Here is a 23069-nt window from a genome sequence, read left to right on the forward strand (position 1 = left end):
TTCAGCTTCTTTGTTTTTGCCACTCATGAACCACTGCTAACAGTAGTGCGCAAATTGAGTTATAAGGCGCTGCAGCCCAGTAATGAAATATTAGTTATTTCGTTGTATTTTATTATGCCGGTTTTTGTGATTGTTTGTTCTATGCTTACATACATAGCATTAAAATCAATAACACCTAAGTTCTTGAGTTCAATATCAGGCGGAAGATAACAACACAACAATCACATGCACTCGGACAGCAAAAAACGCCACTTTTTCGTCGCCCTGCTTTTTACCGTCGGTGATGTGAATCGTTAGGCGTTTCAATGTGCGCACAAATTTTGGCTAGCGACAAGACTGGGTTTTTTCAGCCGGAACCATTCTGTGCCGAGGAAAAGGTCGATGATTGAGTTCATTGTCGGGCTGGTAGTTTTCGCCTTAATCCTGATCGTCAGCGTAACAAACAAGGGCGACCTAAACCGGTATCCAGAAATCAAGAACAAACGCCGTTTCAGCGACAAGCACCTGCGACCGGATGAACTGGCCGAGCTTGAGAAGTTTGCACGGAAGCAACCCCTCGCTCAAGCGGAGCGCCAACGGCAGGGCGCCAGGGCTCGGTCGGCGCTACGCAGTACATTTTCGCCAACCGGGCCCTGGCGCCCTGCCGTCGTCGCCCGCTTACCTCGAACGTTAGGCAACCATCGTAAGCTGCTTGGACACACAGCACGAATCGACTAGAGTCTGCGCATGGCACCCACAGTCGTTCGCGATGGCCCCTACAGGCTTTTCTTCTTCTCCCGGGAAGAGCCGCGCATCCACGTACACGTGGCGCACCCCGATGGAGAGGCCAAGTTCTGGCTCACTCCCATTGTCCACTTGGCTACTTCTACTGGCCTCACGCCAAAGCAGATCACCGATGCCCAAGCCGTCGTTCAAGCACATATCATGGAGGTTCAAGATGCCTGGCAACACCACTTCGGCGGCTGAAATAACGCATATCTCCCAACATGGGCTCTGGCTCCTGCTCGGGGATGAAGAGTTACACCTTCCTTTTCAGAAGTTTCCCTGGTTCAAGCAGGCCACAGTCGATCAGATTGTCACTGTCGAACATCCAACGCCAGACCATTTGTATTGGCCATTACTCGACGTGGATCTTTCGGTGGACTCTATACGCCGTCCAGATGATTTTCCGTTAATGTCACGCGCTTGACACCGCCCCCGAGGAACGCTCGCCTTCAAATCAAGGCGCTCTCTTTTGGCGTTCGGGGTCTAATTGTTCATAGCAGCCAACCGCCTACGGCAACGGCTGAAGTCAGGGCGTTAACCACTGATACAGGCCATGCATCATTACGATCCAGAACGTACGCCAAATGCGCATGAGTGGCTTGCATTTGATGAGCAGGAACGAATCTCTTTGGCCGAGAAATATCATCGCGCTGCGCGAAGCAAGCTGCCCAACGTCACGGTGCACTGCATGCCATCGGCTCAGTTCTGGCGGAGCACCTGTTCGATCTCTTGCACGAGAAGTCGGGCACCATGATTTCCACGGCCAATTACGACGCGGCAATCGAGCGTCTCACAGCAGACGTCTGGCGTCGGGGCTAGCTGTCGCATCCCGGATGCGCCCGCCATAGACCCGCTATAGACCCAGACACCCGCGCAACTGCGCTTCCATGGCGGGCAAGCGCTCGCGCAAGGCAGCTTCCTGCCCCGCGTCACGCGTTCGCAGTGCCGCCGCCCACACCGGCGCCGGAAAGTGGCTGTCCCAGTCAAAGCGCGCAATCACATGCCAGTGCAGGTGCGCCACCATGTTGCCCAGCGTGGCCAGGTTGATCTTGGTGGGTTGCAGGTGCTGGCGCAGGGCTTGTTCGACCTGCACCACCACGTCCATGCAATGCGCGCGGTCCGCAGCATCCAGGTCCGAAAACTCGGCCACATGGGCGTTCCAGACGACGCGGTAAAACGCCGGAAAGCCCGCCTCGTCGGCACGGATCACGCGCAGCTTTTCGCCGCGCCAGACCAGCTGGCCGCCGTCTTGCGCGCACAGCGGGCAGTCCATCAGACCAGCACCCGCTCGATGCCGCCGTTGTTGGCGCGGTGCACGTAGTCGGGCATCCAGTTCTCACCCAGAATCTCGCGCGCCATTTCGACCACGATGTAGTCGGCTTCGAGCAAACCGTTTTGCAGGTCGCCTTCGTAGCGGTTCAGGCCCTGCAGGCAGCTGGGGCAGCTGGTGAGGATCTTGACGTTGTCCTGCGCGCCCACGGCGCCGCTCTCGCGCAGCTGGGCTTCGCCCTTCTTGATTTCTTCTTCCTTGCGAAAACGCACCTGCGTGGACACATCCGGGCGCGTTACGCCCAGCGTGCCCGATTCGCCGCAGCAGCGCTCGCTTTTCAGCACCTGCTCGCCCACCAGCGCCTTCACGGTCTTCATCGAGTCCTGCAGCTTCATGGGGTTGTGGCAGGGCTCGTGGTAAAGATAGGCGCCCTTGCCCTGCAGCGTGATGCCCTTTTCGAGCAAATACTCGTGGATGTCGATGATGCGGCTGCCGGGGAAGATCTTGTCGAACTCGTAGCCCTGCAGCTGGTCGTAGCAGGTGCCGCAGCTCACCACCACGGTCTTGATGTCGAGGTAGTTGAGCGTGTTGGCCACGCGGTGAAAGAGCACCCGGTTGTCGGTGATCATCTTCTCGGCCTTGTCAAACTGGCCCGAGCCGCGCTGGGGGTAGCCGCAGCACAAATAGCCCGGCGGCAGCACGGTTTGCACGCCTGCATGCCACAGCATGGCCTGCGTGGCCAGGCCGACCTGGCTGAACAGGCGCTCCGATCCACAACCCGGAAAGTAAAACACCGCCTCCGTCTCGGCCGTGGTGGCCTGCGGGTTGCGGATGATGGGCACGTAGTCCTTGTCCTCGATGTCGAGCAAGGCGCGCGCCGTCTGCTTGGGCAAACCACCCGGCAGCTTCTTGTTGATGAAGTGAATCACCTGCTCCTTGATGGGCGCGGTGCCCACCGTGGCTGGCGGCTTGGCGGTCTGCTTGCGGCCCACCTTGCGCAGCAAGTCCACGGCCATGCGCTGGGCCTTGAAGCCCACGCCCACCATGGCTGTGCGCAGCAGCTTGATGGTGTCGGGGTTGGTGGCGTTGAGCATGGTCATGGCCAGCGCGTTGCCGGGGCGGAAGGTCTTTTTGCCCATCTTGCGCAGCAGGTTGCGCATGTTCATGGTGACGTCGCCAAAGTCGATCTTCACCGGGCAGGGGCTTTCGCACTTGTGGCACACGGTGCAGTGGTCGGCCACGTCTTCAAACTCTTGCCAGTGCTTGATGCTCACGCCCCGGCGCGTCTGCTCTTCGTACAAAAACGCCTCAACCAGCAGCGAGGTGGCCAAAATTTTGTTGCGCGGGCTGTAGAGCAAATTGGCGCGCGGCACATGGGTGGAACACACGGGTTTGCACTTGCCGCAGCGCAGGCAATCTTTGACGCTGTCGGCAATGGCGCCGATATCGCTCTGCTGCATGATCAGCGACTCGTGGCCCATCAGGCCGAAGCTGGGCGTGTAGGCGTTGGTCAAATCGGCGTGCAGCAAGGGTTTTGAAGCCAAATTGGGCTCTAGCGCTTGTCCACCAAGCGCTGGCAGCTCCTGATTTCGGAGCAATTTGCCTTTGTTGAAGCGCCCTTCCGGATCGACCTTGCGCTTGTAGTCGGCAAAGGGTTGCAGCTCTGCGTCGGTCAAAAACTCCAGCTTGGTGATGCCGATGCCGTGCTCGCCCGAGATCACGCCGTCCAGGCTGCGCGCCAGCACCATGATGCGTTCGACCGCCTGGTGCGCGGTTTGCAGCATTTCGTAGTCGTCGCTGTTGACCGGCAGGTTGGTGTGCACGTTGCCATCGCCCGCGTGCATGTGCAGAGCCACCCACACGCGGCCCTTGAGCACGCGCTTGTGGATGGCGGTGGCTTCATCCAGGATGGGCTGGAACGCCGCACCCGCAAAGATGCCTTGCAGCGGCGCGCGCAGCTGGGTCTTCCAGCTGGCGCGCAGGGTGTGGTCCTGCAACTGCGGGAACAGGGTTTCAACGCCCTGCAGCCAGCCCGACCACAGCGCGCGCACCTCGGCCACCAGCGCAATGGCCTGGGCCACGCGGTCTTCCAGCAGCTCGGCCGACGGAATCTCGTTGGCGTCGTCGTGCTTGCCCAGCGGCAGGTTGCCACGCTCGAAAAAGTCGGTGAGCGCGTCGCACAGCTTGATCTTGTTGCGCAGGGAGAGCTCGATGTTGATGCGCTCGATGCCGTCGGTGTATTCGGCCATGCGCGGCAGCGGGATCACCACGTCTTCGTTGATCTTGAAGGCGTTGGTGTGGCGGCTGATGGCGGCCGTGCGCTTGCGGTCGAGCCAGAATTTCTTGCGCGCCTCGGGGCTGATGGCGACAAAGCCTTCGCCGCTGCGCGAGTTGGCAATGCGCACCACCTCGCTGGTCACGCGCGCCACGTCGTCGGCGTTGTCGCCCGCGATGTCGCCAAACAACACCATCTTGGGCAGGCCGCCGCCGTGCTTCTTGCTCTTGGTGGCGTAGCCCACGGCTTTCAGGTAGCGGTCGTCCAGGTGCTCCAGGCCCGCCAGCAACACGCCGCTGCGCTTTTGCTCGGCGAACATGAAGTCTTTGATTTCCACGATGGAAGGGACGGCATTCTTGGCGTTGCCAAAGAACTCCAGGCACACGGTGCGCGTGTGCTCGGGCATGCGGTGCACCACCCAGCGCGCGCTGGTGATGAGGCCGTCGCAGCCTTCCTTCTGGATGCCGGGCAGGCCGCTGAGGAACTTGTCCGTCACGTCCTTGCCCAGGCCCTCTTTGCGGAAGGTCTTGCCCGGAATGGCCAGGCGCTCGGTGCGCACCGGCGTCTTGCCATCGGCTTCGAAATACTGCAGCTCGAAGGTGGCGGTTTCCACGTCATGGATCTTGCCCATGTTGTGGTCCAGCCGCGTCACCTCCAGCCACTGCGCCTCGGGCGTCACCATGCGCCAGCTGGCCAGGTTGTCCAGCGCCGTGCCCCACAGCACGGCCTTTTTGCCGCCCGCGTTCATGGCGATGTTGCCGCCAATGCAGCTGGCTTCGGCGCTGGTCGGGTCCACGGCAAACACAAAGCCCGCGCGCTCGGCCGCGTCGGCCACGCGCTGGGTGACCACGCCGGCTTCGGTCCAGACCGTGCCCACCTCGCGGTCCATGCCCGGCAGGCGGCGCATTTCCACCTCGGTCATGGCTTCGAGCTTTTCGGTGTTGATGACCACGCTTTTCCAGGTGAGCGGAATCGCGCCGCCGGTGTAGCCCGTGCCGCCCCCGCGCGGGATGATGGTCAGACCAAGCTCGATGCAGCCCTTGACCAGGTGCGCCATTTCGGCCTCGGTGTCAGGCGTCAGCACCACAAAGGGGTATTCGACGCGCCAGTCGGTGGCGTCGGTGACGTGGCTCACGCGCGAGAGGCCGTCAAACTTGATGTTGTCCTTGGCCGTGAGGCGCCCCAGCGTGCGCTGGATCTGGCGGCGCAGCGTGGCGGCCTGCTCGAACGTGGCATCAAACTCGGCCACCGCGCGGCGCGCGGCCTGCGCCAGCTCGCCCACCAAGAGGTCGCGCTCGGCGTCGTCGGCGGGGGTGCGGCGCTTGTCGATCTCGCCCAGGCGGTGGTTCAAGGCATCGACCAGCAGCTTGCGGCGGGCGGGGTTGTCCAGCAGGTCATCCTGCAAGTAGGGGTTGCGCTGCACCACCCAGATATCGCCCAGCACTTCATACAGCATGCGGGCAGAGCGGCCGGTGCGGCGCTCGTTGCGCAGCTGGTCGAGCAGCTCCCAGGCGGGCGCGCCCAGCAGGCGGATCACGATCTCCCGGTCGGAGAACGAGGTGTAGTTGTAGGGAATTTCGCGCAGACGGACAGGCTCGGCAGCCTGCGTCTGCAGGGCAGCCAACGCAATCGGAACATTCATGGGATCAACCTGGGTGGACGCAGCGCGCCCTTGGGCCTTGGGGTCGGAATTTTATGCCACCGCCTCCGGGTGCGCCGCCCGGCGCTGAACGCCGGGGCGGCCCCCAAGGCAGTGAATGCGGATTTTTATAACAAATCAGGCCGCAGCGCTTTACCAGTAATCGCCGTCAGCTATCTTTACAGGAGCAAACTTAAAACAGCACACGGCTGCGCAGGGTGCCGGGCACATGTGCCAGCTTGTCGAGCGCCAGGTCGGACGACGCAGCGTCGATATCGATCACCACATAGCCGATCTTCTCGTTGGTCTGCAGGTACTGGGCCGCAATGTTGATCTGGTTGTCCGAGAAGATGCGGTTGATCTCGGACAGCACGCCCGGCACGTTGCGGTGGATGTGCAGCAAGCGGTGCTTGCCGGGGTGCGCGGGCAAAGCCACCTCGGGGAAGTTGACCGAGGAGGTGCTGGTGCCGTTGTCGCTGTACTTCACCAGCTTTTCGGCCACTTCCAGCCCAATATTGGCCTGCGCCTCCATGGTGGAGCCGCCGATGTGGGGCGTCAGGATGACGTTGTCCAGGCCACGCAGGGGCGACAAAAACTCGTCCTTGTTGGTGCGCGGCTCGACCGGGAACACGTCGATGGCGGCGCCCAGCAGCTTTTTGGCCTTCAGCGCCTGGGCCAGCGGTTCGATCTGCACCACCGTGCCGCGCGCCGCGTTGATGAGGATGCCACCGGGCTTCATGGCGGCAATTTCGGCCGCGCCGATCATCCATTGGGTGGACGGCAGCTCGGGCACATGCAGGCTCACGATGTCGCTCTGGCCCAGCAGGTCGTGCAGGCGCTGCACCTGGCGCGCATTGCCCAGCGGCAGCTTGTTGACCACGTCAAAAAATGCCACATGCATGCCCAGCGCCTCGGCCAGCACCGACAGCTGGGTGCCGATGGAGCCATAGCCCACGATGCCCAGCGTCTTGCCACGGATCTCGTAGGCGTTGTCGGCCGACTTGAGCCAGCCGCCGCGGTGCGCCGCCGCGTTTTTCTCGGGGATGCCGCGCAGCAGCAAAATGGCCTCGGCCAGCACCAGCTCGGCCACGGATCGGGTGTTGGAATACGGGGCGTTGAAAACGGCAATGCCGCGCTCGCGCGCCGCGCTCAGGTCCACCTGGTTGGTGCCGATGCAAAAGCAGCCCACGGCCACCAGCTTGGGCGCGTGGGCAAACACGTCTTCGGTCAGCTGCGTGCGCGAGCGGATGCCCACGAAGTGCGCGTCGGCGATCTTGCGCTTGAGTTCCTCATCAGGCAGTGCGCCTGCGATGGCCTCGATTTGCGAATAACCGGCGGCGCGGATGACATCCAGCGCAGAGGGGTGTATGCCCTCGAGCAACAGGAATTTGATCTTGCTTTTGTCCAGGGAAGTGGTGGCCATGGCGGATGAAAAATGGGTAAAAACCTGGCTTGCACATGCACACGACAGTGCAATCCATCAAGTTTGCAGCATGATGCATTGCAGCAAAAATCGCCACACGCTCCGCAATGGCCTTGACGCCATCCGTGAATTGACGGCAGTTGGTTTATGACCGTCACACTTTCGCCGCGCCTTGCAGCGCGCGGTTTCGTCGCAGCGGGTTTCCCCGGTTGCTGGGGAGAAAAGCCTGTGCGACAACGACACGCCACAGACACAAAAGTCGCCTAGCATCGCCCCTTTTGTGTCATCGTCCTCTTGGAGAAGTGTTCATGCAACTCAAGCACCTGGCCCTGTCTGCCGCCCTTGCCACCACCGTGTGCGTCTCTGCGCAAGCCCAAACTGAAATCCAGTGGTGGCATTCGATGACGGCCGTGAACAACGAGTGGGTCAACGACCTGGCCAAACAGTTCAACGAGCGCCAGAAGGAATACAAGGTCGTGCCCACCTTCAAGGGCGCTTATGACGAAAGCATGACGGCCGCCATTGCCGCCTTCCGCTCGGGCAATGCCCCGCACATCCTGCAGGTGTTTGAAGTGGGCACGGCGACCATGATGGCCTCCAAGGGCGCCACGGTGCCCGTGGGCAAGGTGATGACGGACGCCGGTGCCGACTTCAACCCCGGCAGCTACATCCCCGCCGTGGCCGCCTATTACACGGCCCCCAACGGCCAGATGATGAGTTTCCCGTTCAACAGCTCGACCACCATCTTTTATTACAACAAGGACGCCTTCAAGAAAGCCGGCCTGAACGCCGACAAGGCCCCTGCCACCTGGCCCGAAGTCTTTGAAGCCGCCAAGAAGCTCAAGGCCAGCGGCCACAGCTGCCCCATGACGCTGGCCTGGATGGGCTGGACGCAACTGGAGTCGTTCTCGGCCTGGCACAACGTCGAATTTGCCACCGAAAAAAATGGCCTGAGCCCGAACGGCTACAAGGCGCGCATGAAGATCAATTCGCCCCTGCACGTCAAGCACATCAACAACCTGGCTCAAGCAGCCAAGGCGGGCGAGTTTGTCTACAAGGGCCGCGGCTCGGCGGCCCAGGCATCGTTCACCTCGGGTGAGTGCGCCATGATCCAGACATCTTCGGGCTTCTACGGCGACGTGGCCAAGAACGCCAAGTTCGCCTACGGCCTGGCTCCGCTGCCCTACTACCCCGACGTGAAGGGCGCCCCACAAAACACCGTGATCGGCGGCGCCTCGCTGTGGGTCATGGCCGGCAAGAAGGCCGAAGAGTACAAGGGCGTGGCCAAGTTCTTCGAGTTCCTGTCCGATACCAAGGTGCAGGCCGCCAGCCACCAGCGCACCGGCTACCTGCCCATCACCATGGGCGCGTATGAGCTGACCGACAAGTCCGGCTTTTACGCCAAGCACCCCGGCACCGATGTGGCCGTGAACCAGATGGTGCGCAAGGTAACTGACAACTCCCGCGGCATCCGCCTGGGCAATTACGTGCAGATCCGCACCATTGAGGACGAAGAGATGGAACAGGTCTGGGCCGGCAAGAAGTCGGCCAAGGAAGCCCTGGACTCCATCGTGACCCGTGGCAACGAGCTGCTGGCCCGCTTCGAGCGCTCGTACAAGAAGTAAGCTGCGGCATCCTGTGACAGGCAAGGCGTTCCCATGAGCGCCCCTGCTTTGATCGGCGGCCCCTGCCTGGGGGCCGCTTTTTGTTTTTTCGTCAGTGCAGCAACGCTGCACCGGCGGTTTATCTGGTTGTGAACGTCATGGAAAAACGCGTACTTTTCCGCTCGGCGTGGCTGCCCTGGGTGCTGATGGCCCCGCAGTTGCTCATCATTGGTGTGTTTTTCTTCCTGCCTGCCGGACAGGCCATCCTGCAGTCATTCCTGATGGAAGACGCCTTCGGCATGAGCACCGAGTGGGTGGGGCTGGACAACTTCCGGCAGATTTTCAACGACCCGTCCTACCTCCACTCCTTCCAGCGCACCGCCCTGTTCTCGGTGCTGGTGGCGGGCATTGGCATCGTGGTGTCGCTGGTGCTGGCCATCTTTGCCGACCGCATCGTGCGCTTTGCGCTGGTCTACAAAACCCTGCTCATCGTGCCCTACGCGGTGGCGCCAGTGATCGCCGGAGTGCTGTGGGTGTTTCTGTTCTCGCCCTCGCTCGGCGTGGCGAGCCATTACCTGGGCCGGCTGGGTTACGGCTGGAACCATGTGATGAACGAACATCAGGCGATGGCGCTGATCGTGATTGCCTCGGTATGGAAGCAGATCTCCTACAACTTCCTGTTCTTCCTGGCGGGCCTGCAATCCATCCCCAAGGCGCTGATCGAGGCCGCCTCCATTGACGGCGCGGGCCCCTGGAGGCGCTTTTGGCACATCCAGCTGCCGCTGCTGTCGCCCACCACCTTCTTTTTGCTGGTGATCAACATCGTGTATGCCTTCTTCGACACCTTCGGCATCATCGACGCGGCCACACAGGGCGGGCCGGGCCAGTCCACCTCCATCCTGGTCTACAAGGTGTACCAGGACGGCTTCAAAGCGCTGGACCTGGGTGGCTCGGCGGCGCAGTCGGTGATTTTGATGCTCATCGTCATCGCGCTGACCGTGGTGCAGTTCCGTTATGTCGAAAAGAAAGTTCAATACTGAATATGGAACACCCCCCTGAGTCGCTTCGCGCCTTCCCCCCGCTCTCGCATTGCTGCGCAATGCGGGCAGGGGGACGCAGCCCTCGCTACGGGGCGGCCCTTGCTCGGCTGCCCTGGCCTGGGGCGCGCCAGTTTCATGCGGCGCGGTTAATGCGCAGCATCGTGGAAAGCCAAAATGATTGATCGCAACCCCTGGCTCGACTTTGTTTCGCACGCCGTGCTGCTGCTGGGCGTGGCCATCGTGGCCTTTCCGCTGTACCTGGCGCTGGTGGCCTCCACGCACACGGCCGCTGACATCGTGCAGTCGCCCATGCCGCTGCTGCCGGGCGTGCATACGTGGGACAACTACCAGGCCGCGCTGTTCGGCTCGGGCAAGCTGGGCTCCAACACCAACGTGGTGCACATGATGTGGGTGAGCTTCGTGGTGGCCATGGTCATCACCGTGGGCAAGATCGCCATCTCGCTGCTGTCGGCGTTTGCCATCGTGTACTTCCGCTTTCCGTTCAAGATGCTGTGCTTCTGGGCCATCTTCGTGACGCTGATGCTGCCCGTGGAGGTGCGCATCCTGCCCACCTACAAGGTGGTGGCAGACCTGGGGCTGCTCAACAGCTACGCCGGCCTGACGCTGCCGCTCATCGCCTCGGCCACGGCCACCTTTTTGTTTCGCCAGTTCTTTCTGACGGTGCCCGACGAGCTGGTGGAGGCCGCGCGCATGGACGGCGCCGGCCCCATGCGATTTTTCAAGGACGTGCTGGTGCCGCTGTCGCGCACCTCGATCGCGGCGCTGTTCGTCATCCAGTTCATCTACGGCTGGAACCAGTACCTGTGGCCGCTGCTCATGACCACGTCCGAGGACATGTACCCGGTGGTCATCGGCATCAAGCGCATGCTGGCCGGCGGCGAGGCCGCCGTGGACTGGAACATCGTCATGGCCACCGCCATCATTGCCATGCTGCCACCCACGGCCGTCGTCATCCTGATGCAGAAATGGTTCGTCAAAGGCTTGGTCGATACCGAAAAATAAGCATAAAAACCACCTGCAGCGCATATATATAAAGCGCAAGCAGCTATCAAACAAATAGCAAAATCAGATAGCAAATATGGCATCCCTCACCCTCAGCAACGTCGTCAAGCACTACGGCAGCGGCAAGCACGCGGTGCCCGTGATCCACGGCGTCAACGCCGACATCCAGGACGGCGAATTCATCGTCATCGTCGGCCCCTCGGGCTGCGGCAAATCCACGCTGCTGCGCATGGTGGCCGGGCTGGAAGAGATCACCGGCGGCACCATCGCCATCGGCGAGCGCGTGGTCAACAACCTGGAGCCCGCCAAGCGCGACATCGCCATGGTGTTCCAGAACTACGCGCTGTACCCGCACATGAGCGTATTCGACAACATGGCCTATGGCCTGAAGATCGCCAAGGTGCCCAAGGATGCGATCAAGACGCGCGTGGACAAAGCCGCCGCGATCCTGGAACTTGGCCATCTGCTCGAACGCAAGCCGCGCGCGCTCTCGGGCGGCCAGCGCCAGCGCGTGGCCATGGGCCGCGCCATCGTGCGCCAGCCCCAGGTGTTTTTGTTTGACGAGCCCTTGTCCAACCTCGACGCCAAGCTGCGCGCCCAGACCCGCATCGAAATCCAGAAGCTGCACCGCGAACTGGGCATCACCAGCCTGTTCGTCACGCACGACCAGGTCGAGGCCATGACCCTGGCGCAGCGCATGATCGTCATGAACGCGGGCGTGATGGAACAGTTCGGCACGCCCGAAGAGGTCTATCACACGCCGGCATCGGTTTTTGTGGCCAGCTTCATCGGCTCGCCGCCCATGAACCTGTTGCGCCATGCGCCCAACAGCAAGCCCGGCACCATTGTGGGCATTCGCCCCGAGCACCTGGACATCACCGCCACCGGCTGGGAGGCGCGCGTGGACACGGTCGAACTGCTGGGCGCCGAGCGCCTGGTGTACGCCACCATGGGCGGCGACAGCCTGATCGTGCGCATCGACGAGGGCAGCGCCTCGCCCAAGGCGGGCGACACCATCCACGTCACGCCGCGCGAGAACCGCCTGCACTGGTTCGACGCCCAGACCAGCAAACGCCTCTGACCGGCCCCAACCGATGACCCACCTGACCAACCCCTGGCCTTATCCCCGCTGGATCGCCCACCGCGGCGCCGGCAAGTTGGCGCCCGAGAACACCATGGCGGCCTTTCGGCTGGGGGCGCACCATGGCTACCGCATGTTCGAGTGCGACGCCAAGCTGAGCGCCGATGGCGTGCTGTTCCTGCTGCACGACGCCACGCTGCAGCGCACCACCAACGGCCACGGCACGGGCGGCGACCTGCCCTGGCATACCCTGTCGCAGCTCGATGCCGGCAGCTGGCATTCGCGCGCCTACGCGGGCGAGAGCCTGCCCACGCTACAGGCGCTGGCGCGCTGGTGCCTGGCCAACCACTTCTGCCTGAATGTGGAAATCAAGCCCACGCCCGGCACCGAAGCCGCCACCGGCCGCGCCGTGGGCGAGCTGCTGGCCCGCATCTGGCCCGCCACGGCCGTGCCGCCTTTGCTGACCTCGTTCCAGCCAGACGCACTGGCGGCGGCCCAGGCCGCCGCGCCCCAGCTGCCGCGCGGCCTGCTGATCGACACACTGCAGCCAGGCTACCTCGACCTGGCGCAACAACTGGGCTGCCAGGCGCTGGTGTGCAACCACGCGCTGTGGAATGCCGCACTGGTGCAACAGGTCCACGCACTCGGTCTGCGCGCCCTGAGCTACACGGTGAACGACGAATGGGCCGCCCAGCGCCTGATCGACCTGGGCACCGACGGCATCATCACCGACCGCGTCGATCTGTTCAGCGCAGCCTGAGCTCCTCAACCCCGCCAGCCGCGCACCAGCACCCACTGGCAACTGGCGCAGGCCAGCACCAGCGCCGCATAGGTCAGCATCTTGCCGTCGCGGCCCAGCACCACGAGCCCGGCCACCAGCACCGCGCAGCCCACTACAAAATTAATAGCTAGTTGCGCTTTCCACGAAAGGGCTAACGCCCCTTTTGAGCGAATAAATCGCCCACCCAGCACCAGCAGCAGGGCCAGCGCCGCTGCGGGCGCCATGAAATTCATCGCGTGGAGGAGAACGTCCAGAGGACCCATAAAACGTGACCCAGATCAAGACTTGGGCAGACACGGTGCCCGATGCAGCGAACAATTTTATAATCGCGGTCTATGGCAGTCTGGGCCCTCGGCATCAACCACACCACCGCGCCGCTCGATCTGCGTGGCCGGTTTGCGTTTGCGCTCGACCAGATTGCCCCCACGTTGCAGGGTTTGCGCCAATCGCTGGGCAACTCTGCAGGCGGTGCCAGCCGCCACCCTGGGGTGGAGACGGCCATCATCTCCACCTGCAACCGCACCGAAATTTACTGCGCCGGCGACCAGCCCGCCATGGACCACACGCTGGGCTGGCTGGCGCAAAGCGGCGGCGTGAGCCCCGCGCTGCTGCGCTCGCACTCCTACACCCTCGAAGACAGCCTGGTGGCGCGCCACGCCTTTCGCGTGGCCAGCGGGCTCGATTCGATGGTGCTGGGCGAGGCCCAGATTCTGGGCCAGATGAAAGACGCCGTGCGCGCCGCCGAAACGGCTGGCGCCCTGGGCACCACGCTCAACCAGCTGTTCCAGCGCAGCTTTGCGGTGGCCAAAGAGGTGCGCACCAGCACCGAAATCGGCGCCCACAGCATCAGCATGGCCGCTGCCGCCGTGCGCCTGGCCAGCCAGCTGTTTGAAGACCTCTCCAAGATCCGCGTGCTGTTCGTCGGCGCGGGCGAGATGATCGAGCTGTGCGCCACGCACTTCGCGGCCAAGAACCCCAAGCAAATCGCGATTGCCAACCGCACGCTGGAGCGCGGCGAAAAGCTCGCCACCCGTTTTGGCGGCGAGGTGATGCGCCTGGCCGACCTGCCCGAGCGCCTGCACGAGTTCGACGCCGTCATCAGCTGCACCGCCAGCAGCCTGCCCATCATCGGCCTGGGCGCCGTGGAGCGTGCCCTCAAGAAGCGCCGCCACCGCCCCATCTTCATGGTCGATCTGGCCGTGCCGCGCGACATCGAGCCCGAGGTCAAGGCCCTGGGCGATGTCTACCTGTACACCGTGGACGACCTGGCCAGCGTGGTGCAGACCGCGCAGGCCAACCGCCAGGCCGCCGTGGCGCAGGCCGAGGCCATCATCGACGCCGGCGTGCAAAGCTTCATGCACTGGATGGAGCTGCGCAGCCCTGCCGGCACATTGGGCGCGGCAGGCGGCGTGGTGCCCCTGATCCAGCAGATCAACGCCCAGACCGACGAGTGGCGCGCCCTGGAGATCGCGCGCGCCAAAAAACTGCTGGCCAAGGGCGAGGATGTGGACGCGGTGCTGGAAGCCCTCTCGCGCGGCCTCACGCAGAAGATGCTGCACGGCACCATGGCCGAGTTGCGGGCGGGCGACGCCGACATGCGCGCCCAGACGGCGCAGACCGTCTCGCGCCTGTTCCTGCGCTCGCAAAGCAAGGCTGGCTTGTAGCGGCGCCCGCCCGCGCATGCCCGCACCGGTTTCAAGCCAAATCGGCTCCTAGCGCTTTATCCATAAGCGCTTCAAGCTACAAATAAAGTAGCAATTATTTTCCCCTCCCGCATGAAACCTTTTCTCCGAAGCCAGCTGGAACGCTACGCGCAGCGTCTGGGCGAACTGGACTTTCTGCTCTCGCGCGAAGACATCATGGCCGACATGGCGCAATACCGCGTGCTGTCGCGCGAGCATGCCGAGGTCACCCAGGTGGCAGGCCGCTATGCGCGCTTTGTGCAGCGCGAGGCCGACCTGGCCGGTGCGCGCGAGATGCTGGCCGACCCGGATATGGCGGAAATGGCGCAGGAAGAAATCACCACGGCCGAGGCCGAGCTGCTGCAGCTCGAAGATGAACTGCAGCGCCTGCTGCTGCCCAAAGACCCCGACGACGCGCGCAACGCGTTTGTCGAAATCCGCGCCGGCACGGGCGGCGACGAATCGGCGCTGTTTGCGGGCGACCTCACGCGCATGTACATGCGCTACGCCGACCGCGTGGGCTGGAAGGTGGAAGTGGTCAGCGAGAACGCGGCCGAGCTGGGCGGCTACAAGGAAATCGTGCTGCGCATCGAAGGGGACCATGTCTATGGCGCACTGAAGTTCGAATCGGGCGGCCACCGCGTGCAGCGCGTGCCCGCCACCGAAACCCAGGGCCGCATCCACACCAGCGCCTGCACCGTGGCCGTGATGCCCGAGCCCGACGAGACCGAGGCCATCAAGCTCAACCCGGCCGACCTGCGCATCGACACCTTCCGCGCCAGCGGCGCCGGTGGCCAGCACATCAACAAAACCGATTCGGCCGTGCGCGTGGTGCACTTGCCCACCGGCATCGTGGCCGAGTGCCAGGACGGCCGCAGCCAGCACAGCAACAAGGCCAAGGCGCTGCAGGTGCTGCAGGCGCGCATTCAAGAGAAAGAACGCAGCGAGCGCGCCGCCAAGGAGGCCGCGCTGCGCAAGGGCCTGATCGGCAGTGGCGACCGCAGCGACCGCATCCGCACCTACAACTTCCCGCAAGGGCGCCTGACCGACCACCGCATCAACCTCACGCTCTACAAACTGCAATACGTGATGGACGGCGACCTGGCCGAGGTGCTGCAAGCCCTGGCGCATGCGCGCGAGGCCGAGCAGCTCGAAGAGCTGGAGATGGGCGCCAGCGTCTGATTCCCTCGCAAGAATTTTGAACGAAATAGGCCTCTGGCGCTTGATGGACAAGCGCCAGCAGCTATCAAAACAAGAGTGAACACCCCAACCCCCACCCTGGCCCAGGCGCTCACCCAGGCCCGCACCCTGGGCCTGGAACGCATCGACGCGCAAATGCTGCTGCTGCACGCGCTGGCCCGCCCGGACGCCGGCCGCGCCTGGCTGCTGGCGCACGACACCGATGCGCTGGAGCCCGAAGTGCACGCGCAGTTCATGGCCCTGTGCCAACGCCGCGCAGCCGGCGAGCCCGTGGCCTACCTGACGGGGCGCAAGGAGTTTTACGGCCTGCCACTGGCCATTGACGCCCGCGTGCTCGACCCGCGCCCCGACACCGAAACGCTGGTGGACTGGGCCCTGGAAGTGATCGCCCCCCTGCCCGCCCCGCGCGTGCTGGACCTGGGCACCGGCAGCGGCGCCATCGCGCTGGCCCTGCAGCACCAGCGCCCCACGGCCCAGGTGCTGGCCGTGGATGCCAGCGCCGATGCCCTGGCCGTGGCGCAGGCCAACGCGCAGCGCCTGGCGCTGCCCGTGCGGTTTGCATTGGGCCACTGGCTGGCCGAAGTGGAAGGCCGGTTCGATGCCGTCGTCTCCAACCCGCCCTACATTGCCGACGCCGACCCGCACCTGGCCGCGCTGGCCCACGAGCCCCTGCAGGCGCTGGCCAGCGGCGCCGACGGGATGGACGATATCCGCACCATCGTGGCCCAGGCACCGGCGCACCTCACGCCCGGTGGCTGGCTGCTGCTGGAGCATGGCCACGACCAGGCCAAAGCCGTCTGCGCGCTGCTGCGGGCGCAGGGTTTTGTGCAGGTGCAAAGCCGCAATGACCTCGCCGGCATCGCGCGTTGCACCGGCGGGCAGTGGCCGACAGTGAAATAATCCCCCCATTGCGGGCCCACGCCCGCCAGCCCTCTACAAGGAGAACCCCATGAGCGACACCCAACAACGCATCGACGCCCTCGTGAAATCCAGCGACATCCTGCTGTTCATGAAAGGCAATGCCAGCTTTCCGATGTGCGGCTTTTCGGGCCGTGCCATCCAGATCCTCAAGGCCTGCGGCGTGGACACCAAGGCCCTGACCACCGTCAACGTGCTGGAAGACGAGGAAATCCGCCAGGGCATCAAGGAATACAGCAACTGGCCCACCATTCCGCAGCTGTACGTGAAGGGCGAGTTCATCGGCGGCTCGGACATCATGATGGAGATGTACGAGTCGGGCGAGCTCAAGCAGGTGCTGGGCACCCAGGGCTGAACACCCCCCGGGCCACCGGCCCGGGCATACCGCGCTGCAAGGCCGCTTTCGGGCGGCCTTTTCGTTTTTGCAGGGCGGCAATATTTGCACCCATACAGGGCTTTTCCTGCGTGAAGGCAGGCATGTTGTGTGCTTGAATGATTGCGTGACCCATCCATCACAGGAGCATGCAATGAACCACCATAGCCTTGTTCCCCAGTCCCCGGCGCTGCACCTTCCGGTGGCGCAGATTCGCCAGGTGTTCCAGCCCGCCGATGTCGAGCGCAAGCTGGCGCGGCTGCAGGAGGCTGGCAACCAGCGCGAATACGAAGCCCTGCGCACCGTGTACGAACGCATGCTCGAGCGCGGCCCCGAGCGCTTTCAGGTCAAGCCCTCGGGCGTGCCCGACATGGCGGGCCTGTACGAGCAACTGCCCAATTTCACCGAGGTGCTGGACGACGTGAAGCGCCATGTGGCGCTGGCGCAGGACAGCCGCGATGGGCTGGAGGTCACACCCATGCTGCTGCTGGGGCCACCGGGCATCGGCAAGACGCACTTTGCCCGGCACCTGGCCGAGCTGCTGGGCACGGGCATGAACCTGGTGTCCATGAGCTCCATGACGGCGGGGTGGCTGCTTTCGGGCTCGTCGTCCCAATGGAAAGGCGCCCGCCCCGGCAAGGTGTTTGAAGCCCTGGTGGACGGCGAGTACGCCAACCCGGTGATCGTGGTGGATGAGATCGACAAAGCAGCCTGCGATGCCCAGTATGACCCGCTGGGCGCCTTGTATGGGCTGCTGGAGCACGACACCGCGCAATGCTTCACCGACGAATTCGCCGAGGTGGCCATCGACGCCAGCCAGGTCATCTGGATCACCACCGCCAACGACGAACGCGGCATTCCCGAGCCCATCCTGAACCGCATGAACGTGTTTGCGGTGCAAGCCCCCACGCCCGATCAGGCCCGCGCCATTGCCCGCAACCTCTACCAGGGCCTGCGCGCCGGGCACGACTGGGGGCGCCTGCTGGACCCGGAGCCACTGGACGATGTGCTCGACCAGCTGGCGCAGATGGCGCCGCGCGAGATGCGCCGCGCACTCATGACCGGTTTTGGCAATGCGCGGCTGGACCAGCGCTCCACGGTGGAAGTGGCCGATCTGCCCCGCAGCGCTGCGGGCAAGGGCCGCATGGGTTTCGTGCAATAGCCGCGCTGGCGCGGGCCGGGCCACTGCGGTTGCCCCACCCGGGGCTGCTGCACCGCGCATGCGCGCCGCTACACTCAGAGGGCCCGGCGGCTGCGTCGCCCGGGTTTGCCCGGTTTTCCGCACCATGACCCTGACCCAAAGCCTGCTCGTCATTGGCCTGCTCATCGCAGCCAGTGCCTTCTTTTCCATGGCCGAGATTTCGCTGGCTGCCGCGCGCCGCCTGCGCCTGCGCCAGATGGCCGACGAGGGCGACGCCCGCGCCGACCGGGTGCTGCGCCTGCAGGAGCAGCCGGGAGACTATTTCACAGTGGTGCAGGTGGGCCAGAACGCGGTGGCCATCCTGGGGGGTATCGTTGGCGAAGACGCGCTGAGCCCGCATTTCGCCGCGCTTGCCGGCCTGTGGCTGTCGGATGGCCATGCCCAGACCGTCGGGTTTCTGGCGTCGTTCCTGGTCATCACCTCGCTGTTCATCCTGTTTTCCGACCTGTTTCCCAAGCGCCTGGGCATGGCCGAGCCAGAAAACCTGGTGGTGCGGCTGGCGCAGCCCATGGTGTTTTTGATGACCGTGCTGCGCCCGCTCGTGTGGTTCTACAGCAAGGGCGCAGATGCGCTGTTCCGCCTGCTGGGCCTGTCGTCGCTGCGGGACGACCGCATCACCTCCGACGACATTCTGGCCATGATGGAAGCCGGTGCCCGCGCCGGCGTGCTGGCCGCGCGCGAGCAGCAGGTCATCACCAATGTGTTCGAGCTCGATACGCGCATGGTGTCGAGCGCCATGTCGCCACGCGACCGCATTGCCTTCTTTCTGCGCGATGAGCCGGACGCCGTGATCCGCCTGCGCATCGCCGCCGAGCCCTTCTCGACCTACCCCGTGTGCGAGGGCGACATCGACCATGTGGTGGGCTACGTGGACGCGAAAGACCTTTTCCAGCGCGTGCTGAACAACCAGCCCATCTCGCTGGCCGACGACAGCCTGGTGCGCAAGGTGCTCATCGTGCCCGACCGGCTCACCTTGTCCGAGGTACTGGAGCAGTTCCGCCAGGTGCACGAGGACTTTGCCGTCATCGTGAACGAATACAGCCTGGTGGTGGGCGTGGTCACGCTGAACGACGTGATGAGCACCGTGATGGGCGATCTGGTGGGGTCCGCCGATGAGGAGCAGATCGTGCGGCGCGACGAAAACTCGTGGCTCATCGACGGCGTCACCCCGGTGGAAGATGTGCTGCGCGCACTGCATCTCGACGAACTGCCGCACAGCGACGAATACGAAACCCTGGCCGGGTTCCTGATGGTGATGCTGCGCCGCGTGCCCCGGCGCACCGACAGCGTGAGCTGGGGCGGCTACAAGTTCGAGGTGCTGGACGTGGACAGCTTCCGCGTCGATCAGGTGATGGTGTCGCGCCTGAAGCCCGTGCTGGCGGACAACGGCAACGCGGCAGATCCTGTGGCGCCGGCTGCGCACTGACACTCCGCTTGCGCCGTCGCCTGGCCGCGCCGCCCTCGCCCGTCAGGCCGCTGCGGGCTTTTCGCTGAACTGCCAGTTGCGCTGGGCGCCAAACACGGCATCGGGATAGGGCGAGCGCCCCCGGCTGCCGTTGTAGCGGCCCAGGGCCATGAACAGGTCGCCACGTTCGCGGTCAAGGTAGTGGCGCAGGATCACGCAGCCAAAACGCAGGTTGGTCTGCATGTGAAACAGCTTGCCCGGGTCGCCGTCGCCGATCACGCGCGTCCAGAATGGCATGACCTGCATGTAGCCGCGCGCGCCCACGCTGGACACGGCAAACTTGCGAAAGGCGCTTTCCACCTGGATCAGCCCCATGACCAGCGACACATCGAGCCCCGCGCGCTTGGACTCGTACCAGACGGTCTGCAGAAAGTCGCGGCGCACTTCCCATTCAGGCTTGCGACGGCGCAGGCGGTCGCTCATGGTGCCCAGCCAGCGCAGGTAGTGGATGCGGGCTTCGGTGGTGAAAAACACCGGCTCGGGCGGCGCCTGGTTGGCAATGGCCGAACTGAGCGCCGTGCGCACCGAATCCATCAACGGCTCTTCCAGCTGCCCGCCCGCATGGGCCTGCGCAGGCGCCACCAGCCATGCGGCCGGCGTGGCCAGCGACACCAGGCATGCACGCCGGGAGACACCAGTCACGGGCGAGGCCATTGCGGGCCGATCGGGCAGATCGCGCGCGCTCGTCATACCGCCATGCGGCCCTTCACATGGGCCAGAATGTCGGCGACCGCCACCTTGGTGGCAGCCGCATCGCGGCGGTGCTGGTACTCGACCATGCCGTCCTTGAGGCTCTTGTCGCCAATGGTCACGCGGTGCGGCACGCCGATCAGTTCCCAGTCGGCAAACATGGCGCCGGGGCGCTCGCCCCGGTCGTCCAGGATCACATCGACGCCAGCGGCCAGCAGGTCGGCATACAGCGACTCGGCCGTGGCCTTGACGGCTTCGCTGCGGTCCATGCCCACCGGGCAGACCACCACGGTGAAGGGAGCAATTGCATCGGGCCAGATGATGCCGCGCTCGTCGTGGTTTTGCTCGATCGCGGCCGCGGGCAGGCGGGTGATGCCGATGCCGTAGCAACCCATCTCCAGCGGCTGCGGCTTGCCGTTTTCGTCCAGGAAGGTCGCATTCATCGCGCGGCTGTACTTGGTGCCCAGATAGAAGACATGGCCCACTTCGATGCCGCGCTCGATGGCCAGCTCGCCTTTGCCGTCAGGCGAGCGGTCCCCTGCCACCACATTGCGCAGATCGGCCACGGCATCGGGCTCGGGCAAATCGCGGCCCCAGTTCACGCCCGTGGTGTGGAAGTCGGGCTCATTGGCGCCGCAAATCCAGTCGGCCATCAGCGCCACTTCGCGATCGGCCACGATCTTGAGCGGCTTCTTCAACCCGATCGGTCCCAGATATCCGGGCTTGCAGCCGAAGTGTTCGTCAATCTCGCCCAAGGTGGCGAAGCGGAAACCTTCCAGCCCCGGCACCTTGGCCACCTTGATCTCGTTCATGTCATGGTCGCCGCGCAGCAGCAGCAGCCAGACCCGGGTCTTGACGATCTCGCCGGCGTCGTTGGTCTCATCGGTGGCCAGCACCAGCGACTTTACGGTGCTACTCAGGGGAACGCCCAGAAACTCGGCCACGTCGGTGCAGGTGCTCTTGCCCGGGGTGACGGTCTTGGCGAGGGCTTTGGTGGCGGCAGCACGCGGGCCCACGGGCGCCAGCGCCTCGGCCTTTTCCATGTTGGCTGCGTAGTCGCTTTGGGGGCAGTAGACGATGGCGTCTTCGCCCGTGGCGGCAATCACCTGGAATTCCTCGCTCAGGTCGCCACCAATGGCGCCGCTGTCGGCGGCGACAGCGCGGTAAGTCAGGCCGAAACGGCCAAAGATGCGCCGGTAGGCCTGGGCCATGACCTGGTAGCTGGCTTTGGCTGCGGCAGGGTCGCGGTCGAAGGAATAGGCATCCTTCATGGTGAATTCGCGCCCGCGCATCAGGCCAAAACGGGGCCGGCGCTCGTCGCGAAACTTGGTCTGGATCTGGTAGAAGTTCTTGGGCAGCTGCTTGTAGCTCTTCAGCTCCTGGCGTGCTATGTCAGTGATCACTTCTTCGCTGGTGGGCTGCACCACGAAGTCGCGGCCATGGCGGTCCTGGATGCGCAGCAGCTCGGGGCCCATCTTCTCGAACCGGCCCGTTTCCTGCCACAGCTCGGCCGGCTGCACCACGGGCATGGTCAGCTCAATTGCGCCAGCACGGTTCATTTCCTCGCGCACGATGGCCTCGACCTTGCGGATCACCCTGAGCCCCATGGGCATGTAGTTGTAGATGCCGGCACCCAGTTTCTTGATCAAACCCGCCCGCATCATGAGTTTGTGGCTAACCACTTCGGCATCGGCCGGAGCTTCCTTGAGGGTGGAGATAAAGAATTGGGAGGCTTTCATCGGAATCGATTTCAGGCAGAACGGAACGGCCCACTTGCCGCGCACTAGGCGCCGTGCATAATGGACGCAGTTTAAAAAATTGGGGTTTGATTATGCTTGACCGGGACGGCTTTCGGCCGAACGTCGGCATCATCCTGCTCAACCAGAAGAACCAGGTGTTCTGGGGCAAACGCATTCGCACCCACAGCTGGCAGTTTCCGCAAGGTGGCATAGACCGGGGCGAAACCCCTGAGCAAGCCATGTTCCGCGAACTGCACGAAGAGGTGGGACTGCATCCCAACCATGTGCGCTTGGTCGCCCGTACGCGGGACTGGTTGCGCTATGAGGTGCCTGACCGGTACATCCGCCGCGATGCGCGCGGACATTACAAGGGCCAGAAACAAATCTGGTATCTGCTTCAGCTCATTGGCCACGATTGGGACCTGAACCTCCGGGCCACCGACCATCCCGAGTTTGACGCCTGGCGATGGCACGACTACTGGGTTCCGCTGGATGTGGTGGTTGAGTTCAAACGCGGCGTCTATGAAATGGCCCTGACCGAACTCGCCCGTTACCTTCCACGCCACGAACAACGCAACCGCTACCTGCGCAGCGGCATGCGGGCGCGCGACACGGAGCCGCAAAGCGGCCCCATGCACCGCGCAGGCTCGCTGTTGCTTAACCCGGGTGTGGAGCTGCCTCCGGGCGCCAGTTTTGACCCCGATCCGCAAAACAGTGTGCCGGCAAATCTTGAAGCCTTGCCGCTCCCAGGCATGGCGCCGCGCTCCATCTAAAGCGGCTTACCTGCCAACATGCGAATGCGTGCTCTCAACACCTGGTGGCTAGACGATGCACCTCCTGCAGCAGCAGGGGGTCTGCATGACCTTGCCCCTGTTTCGTGTAGCTCTTAACCCACGGTTC

The 23069-nt window shown here is 63.9% G+C and carries 22 protein-coding genes; 16 read left to right on the forward strand and 6 right to left on the reverse strand.

The genetic code is table 11. From position 1 onward, the window contains the following. The first annotated feature begins 381 nt into the window (after window positions 1-381). From J8G26_RS14550 to J8G26_RS14560, 3 genes are read left to right on the forward strand one after another with little or no spacing between them, the layout of a single operon-like run. Window positions 382-717, forward strand: coding sequence for a hypothetical protein (locus J8G26_RS14550; protein WP_210569779.1), 336 nt, complete (start codon window positions 382-384; stop codon window positions 715-717). Between the two features lie 9 nt (window positions 718-726). Continuing rightward, window positions 727-966, forward strand: a complete 240-nt coding sequence (locus J8G26_RS14555; RefSeq protein WP_210569781.1) for a DUF4160 domain-containing protein — start codon at window positions 727-729, stop codon at window positions 964-966. Next, the gene (locus tag J8G26_RS14560) at window positions 938-1189 is read left to right on the forward strand and encodes a DUF2442 domain-containing protein (protein ID WP_210569783.1); all 252 of its coding nucleotides are present in this window, start codon (window positions 938-940) and stop codon (window positions 1187-1189) included. Before J8G26_RS14555 ends, J8G26_RS14560 begins: the two co-directional genes overlap by 29 nt. A 429-nt stretch (window positions 1190-1618) precedes the next feature. On the opposite strand, the gene J8G26_RS14565 is transcribed toward J8G26_RS14560, so the two are convergent. The 3 genes from J8G26_RS14565 to serA form a co-directional block, all read right to left on the reverse strand. Further along, window positions 1619-2038, reverse strand: a complete 420-nt coding sequence (locus tag J8G26_RS14565) for an HIT family protein (RefSeq protein WP_210569784.1) — start codon at window positions 2036-2038, stop codon at window positions 1619-1621. Beyond that, complete coding sequence (locus J8G26_RS14570) at window positions 2038-5952, reverse strand: FAD/FMN-binding oxidoreductase (RefSeq protein WP_210569786.1); 3915 nt, start codon at window positions 5950-5952, stop codon at window positions 2038-2040. The genes J8G26_RS14565 and J8G26_RS14570 overlap by 1 nt, the downstream gene beginning before the upstream one ends. Window positions 5953-6142: 190 nt before the next feature. Next, the gene (serA, locus tag J8G26_RS14575) at window positions 6143-7372 is read right to left on the reverse strand and encodes a phosphoglycerate dehydrogenase (protein WP_210569787.1); all 1230 of its coding nucleotides are present in this window, start codon (window positions 7370-7372) and stop codon (window positions 6143-6145) included. Here serA and J8G26_RS14580 point away from each other — a divergent pair. From J8G26_RS14580 to ugpQ, 6 genes are all read left to right on the forward strand, one after another. Then, window positions 7371-7523: a hypothetical protein gene (locus J8G26_RS14580; RefSeq protein WP_210569789.1), complete on the forward strand. Its 153-nt coding sequence runs from the start codon at window positions 7371-7373 to the stop codon at window positions 7521-7523. The two genes, serA and J8G26_RS14580, sit on opposite strands and share 2 nt — an antisense overlap. Window positions 7524-7680: 157 nt before the next feature. Then, a complete protein-coding gene (gene ugpB / locus J8G26_RS14585; protein WP_087743953.1) occupies window positions 7681-8997 on the forward strand; it encodes a sn-glycerol-3-phosphate ABC transporter substrate-binding protein UgpB in 1317 nt (438 codons plus the stop codon). A gap of 137 nt (window positions 8998-9134) precedes the next feature. Further along, entirely contained in the window at window positions 9135-10016 is an 882-nt protein-coding gene (gene ugpA, locus J8G26_RS14590; protein WP_210569791.1) for a sn-glycerol-3-phosphate ABC transporter permease UgpA, read from the forward strand. A 174-nt stretch (window positions 10017-10190) separates the two neighbouring features. Then, window positions 10191-11039: a sn-glycerol-3-phosphate ABC transporter permease UgpE gene (ugpE, locus tag J8G26_RS14595; protein ID WP_210569793.1), complete on the forward strand. Its 849-nt coding sequence runs from the start codon at window positions 10191-10193 to the stop codon at window positions 11037-11039. Window positions 11040-11115: 76 nt separating this feature from the next. After that, window positions 11116-12120 (forward strand): sn-glycerol-3-phosphate import ATP-binding protein UgpC, encoded by a 1005-nt coding sequence (locus J8G26_RS14600; RefSeq protein WP_210569795.1) that lies wholly within the window; start codon window positions 11116-11118, stop codon window positions 12118-12120. Between the two features lie 13 nt (window positions 12121-12133). After that, a complete protein-coding gene (gene ugpQ / locus J8G26_RS14605; RefSeq protein ID WP_210569797.1) occupies window positions 12134-12880 on the forward strand; it encodes a glycerophosphodiester phosphodiesterase in 747 nt (248 codons plus the stop codon). Window positions 12881-12885: 5 nt separating this feature from the next. Here ugpQ and J8G26_RS14610 read toward each other — a convergent pair whose 3' ends face one another. Beyond that, entirely contained in the window at window positions 12886-13164 is a 279-nt protein-coding gene (locus tag J8G26_RS14610) for a hypothetical protein (protein ID WP_210569799.1), read from the reverse strand. 72 nt (window positions 13165-13236) lie between these two features. On the opposite strand from J8G26_RS14610, the gene hemA reads away from it, so the two are divergent. From hemA to J8G26_RS14640, 6 genes are all read left to right on the forward strand, one after another. Continuing rightward, window positions 13237-14565, forward strand: a complete 1329-nt coding sequence (gene hemA, locus J8G26_RS14615) for a glutamyl-tRNA reductase (protein ID WP_210569801.1) — start codon at window positions 13237-13239, stop codon at window positions 14563-14565. Window positions 14566-14676: 111 nt separating this feature from the next. Next, window positions 14677-15765: a peptide chain release factor 1 gene (gene prfA, locus J8G26_RS14620; RefSeq protein WP_210569803.1), complete on the forward strand. Its 1089-nt coding sequence runs from the start codon at window positions 14677-14679 to the stop codon at window positions 15763-15765. Window positions 15766-15840: 75 nt separating this feature from the next. After that, window positions 15841-16683 carry a peptide chain release factor N(5)-glutamine methyltransferase gene (prmC, locus tag J8G26_RS14625; RefSeq protein WP_210569805.1) on the forward strand — a complete coding sequence of 281 codons (843 nt, stop codon included), beginning with the start codon at window positions 15841-15843 and terminating at the stop codon, window positions 16681-16683. A 49-nt stretch (window positions 16684-16732) separates the two neighbouring features. Continuing rightward, complete coding sequence (gene grxD, locus J8G26_RS14630) at window positions 16733-17056, forward strand: Grx4 family monothiol glutaredoxin (protein ID WP_087743933.1); 324 nt, start codon at window positions 16733-16735, stop codon at window positions 17054-17056. Between the two features lie 172 nt (window positions 17057-17228). After that, complete coding sequence (locus J8G26_RS14635) at window positions 17229-18236, forward strand: AAA family ATPase (RefSeq protein ID WP_210569807.1); 1008 nt, start codon at window positions 17229-17231, stop codon at window positions 18234-18236. Between the two features lie 124 nt (window positions 18237-18360). Beyond that, a complete protein-coding gene (locus J8G26_RS14640) occupies window positions 18361-19701 on the forward strand; it encodes a hemolysin family protein (RefSeq protein ID WP_210569809.1) in 1341 nt (446 codons plus the stop codon). Between the two features lie 42 nt (window positions 19702-19743). Here J8G26_RS14640 and J8G26_RS14645 read toward each other — a convergent pair whose 3' ends face one another. Continuing rightward, entirely contained in the window at window positions 19744-20394 is a 651-nt protein-coding gene (locus tag J8G26_RS14645) for a lytic transglycosylase domain-containing protein (RefSeq protein WP_087748166.1), read from the reverse strand. 32 nt (window positions 20395-20426) lie between these two features. Further along, entirely contained in the window at window positions 20427-22169 is a 1743-nt protein-coding gene (locus tag J8G26_RS14650) for a proline--tRNA ligase (RefSeq protein WP_210569811.1), read from the reverse strand. A gap of 92 nt (window positions 22170-22261) precedes the next feature. On the opposite strand from J8G26_RS14650, the gene J8G26_RS14655 reads away from it, so the two are divergent. Beyond that, window positions 22262-22942 (forward strand): RNA pyrophosphohydrolase, encoded by a 681-nt coding sequence (locus tag J8G26_RS14655; RefSeq protein WP_210569815.1) that lies wholly within the window; start codon window positions 22262-22264, stop codon window positions 22940-22942. Window positions 22943-23069: the final 127 nt, after the last annotated feature.

It is taken from the genome of Acidovorax sp. JG5, assembly GCF_017939685.1.
Taxonomy (GTDB): Bacteria; Pseudomonadota; Gammaproteobacteria; order Burkholderiales; family Burkholderiaceae_C; genus Acidovorax.

Excerpts from the sequence above, each read along its gene's own strand:
- hemA (WP_210569801.1), top strand. The coding sequence starts at position 13,237 with ATGGCAGTCTGGGCCCTCGGCATCAACCACACCACCGCGCCGCTCGAT.
- J8G26_RS14610 (WP_210569799.1), bottom strand. The coding sequence starts at position 13,164 with ATGGGTCCTCTGGACGTTCTCCTCCACGCGATGAATTTCATGGCGCCC.
- J8G26_RS14560 (WP_210569783.1), top strand. The coding sequence starts at position 938 with ATGCCTGGCAACACCACTTCGGCGGCTGAAATAACGCATATCTCCCAA.
- J8G26_RS14550 (WP_210569779.1), top strand. The coding sequence starts at position 382 with ATGATTGAGTTCATTGTCGGGCTGGTAGTTTTCGCCTTAATCCTGATC.
- prfA (WP_210569803.1), top strand. The coding sequence starts at position 14,677 with ATGAAACCTTTTCTCCGAAGCCAGCTGGAACGCTACGCGCAGCGTCTG.
- J8G26_RS14600 (WP_210569795.1), top strand. The coding sequence starts at position 11,116 with ATGGCATCCCTCACCCTCAGCAACGTCGTCAAGCACTACGGCAGCGGC.
- ugpE (WP_210569793.1), top strand. The coding sequence starts at position 10,191 with ATGATTGATCGCAACCCCTGGCTCGACTTTGTTTCGCACGCCGTGCTG.
- serA (WP_210569787.1), bottom strand. The coding sequence starts at position 7,372 with ATGGCCACCACTTCCCTGGACAAAAGCAAGATCAAATTCCTGTTGCTC.
- J8G26_RS14645 (WP_087748166.1), bottom strand. The coding sequence starts at position 20,394 with ATGGCCTCGCCCGTGACTGGTGTCTCCCGGCGTGCATGCCTGGTGTCG.
- grxD (WP_087743933.1), top strand. The coding sequence starts at position 16,733 with ATGAGCGACACCCAACAACGCATCGACGCCCTCGTGAAATCCAGCGAC.
- J8G26_RS14570 (WP_210569786.1), bottom strand. The coding sequence starts at position 5,952 with ATGAATGTTCCGATTGCGTTGGCTGCCCTGCAGACGCAGGCTGCCGAG.
- ugpQ (WP_210569797.1), top strand. The coding sequence starts at position 12,134 with ATGACCCACCTGACCAACCCCTGGCCTTATCCCCGCTGGATCGCCCAC.
- J8G26_RS14650 (WP_210569811.1), bottom strand. The coding sequence starts at position 22,169 with ATGAAAGCCTCCCAATTCTTTATCTCCACCCTCAAGGAAGCTCCGGCC.
- J8G26_RS14580 (WP_210569789.1), top strand. The coding sequence starts at position 7,371 with ATGGCGGATGAAAAATGGGTAAAAACCTGGCTTGCACATGCACACGAC.
- J8G26_RS14635 (WP_210569807.1), top strand. The coding sequence starts at position 17,229 with ATGAACCACCATAGCCTTGTTCCCCAGTCCCCGGCGCTGCACCTTCCG.
- J8G26_RS14565 (WP_210569784.1), bottom strand. The coding sequence starts at position 2,038 with ATGGACTGCCCGCTGTGCGCGCAAGACGGCGGCCAGCTGGTCTGGCGC.
- J8G26_RS14655 (WP_210569815.1), top strand. The coding sequence starts at position 22,262 with ATGCTTGACCGGGACGGCTTTCGGCCGAACGTCGGCATCATCCTGCTC.
- J8G26_RS14640 (WP_210569809.1), top strand. The coding sequence starts at position 18,361 with ATGACCCTGACCCAAAGCCTGCTCGTCATTGGCCTGCTCATCGCAGCC.
- J8G26_RS14555 (WP_210569781.1), top strand. The coding sequence starts at position 727 with ATGGCACCCACAGTCGTTCGCGATGGCCCCTACAGGCTTTTCTTCTTC.
- ugpA (WP_210569791.1), top strand. The coding sequence starts at position 9,135 with ATGGAAAAACGCGTACTTTTCCGCTCGGCGTGGCTGCCCTGGGTGCTG.
- ugpB (WP_087743953.1), top strand. The coding sequence starts at position 7,681 with ATGCAACTCAAGCACCTGGCCCTGTCTGCCGCCCTTGCCACCACCGTG.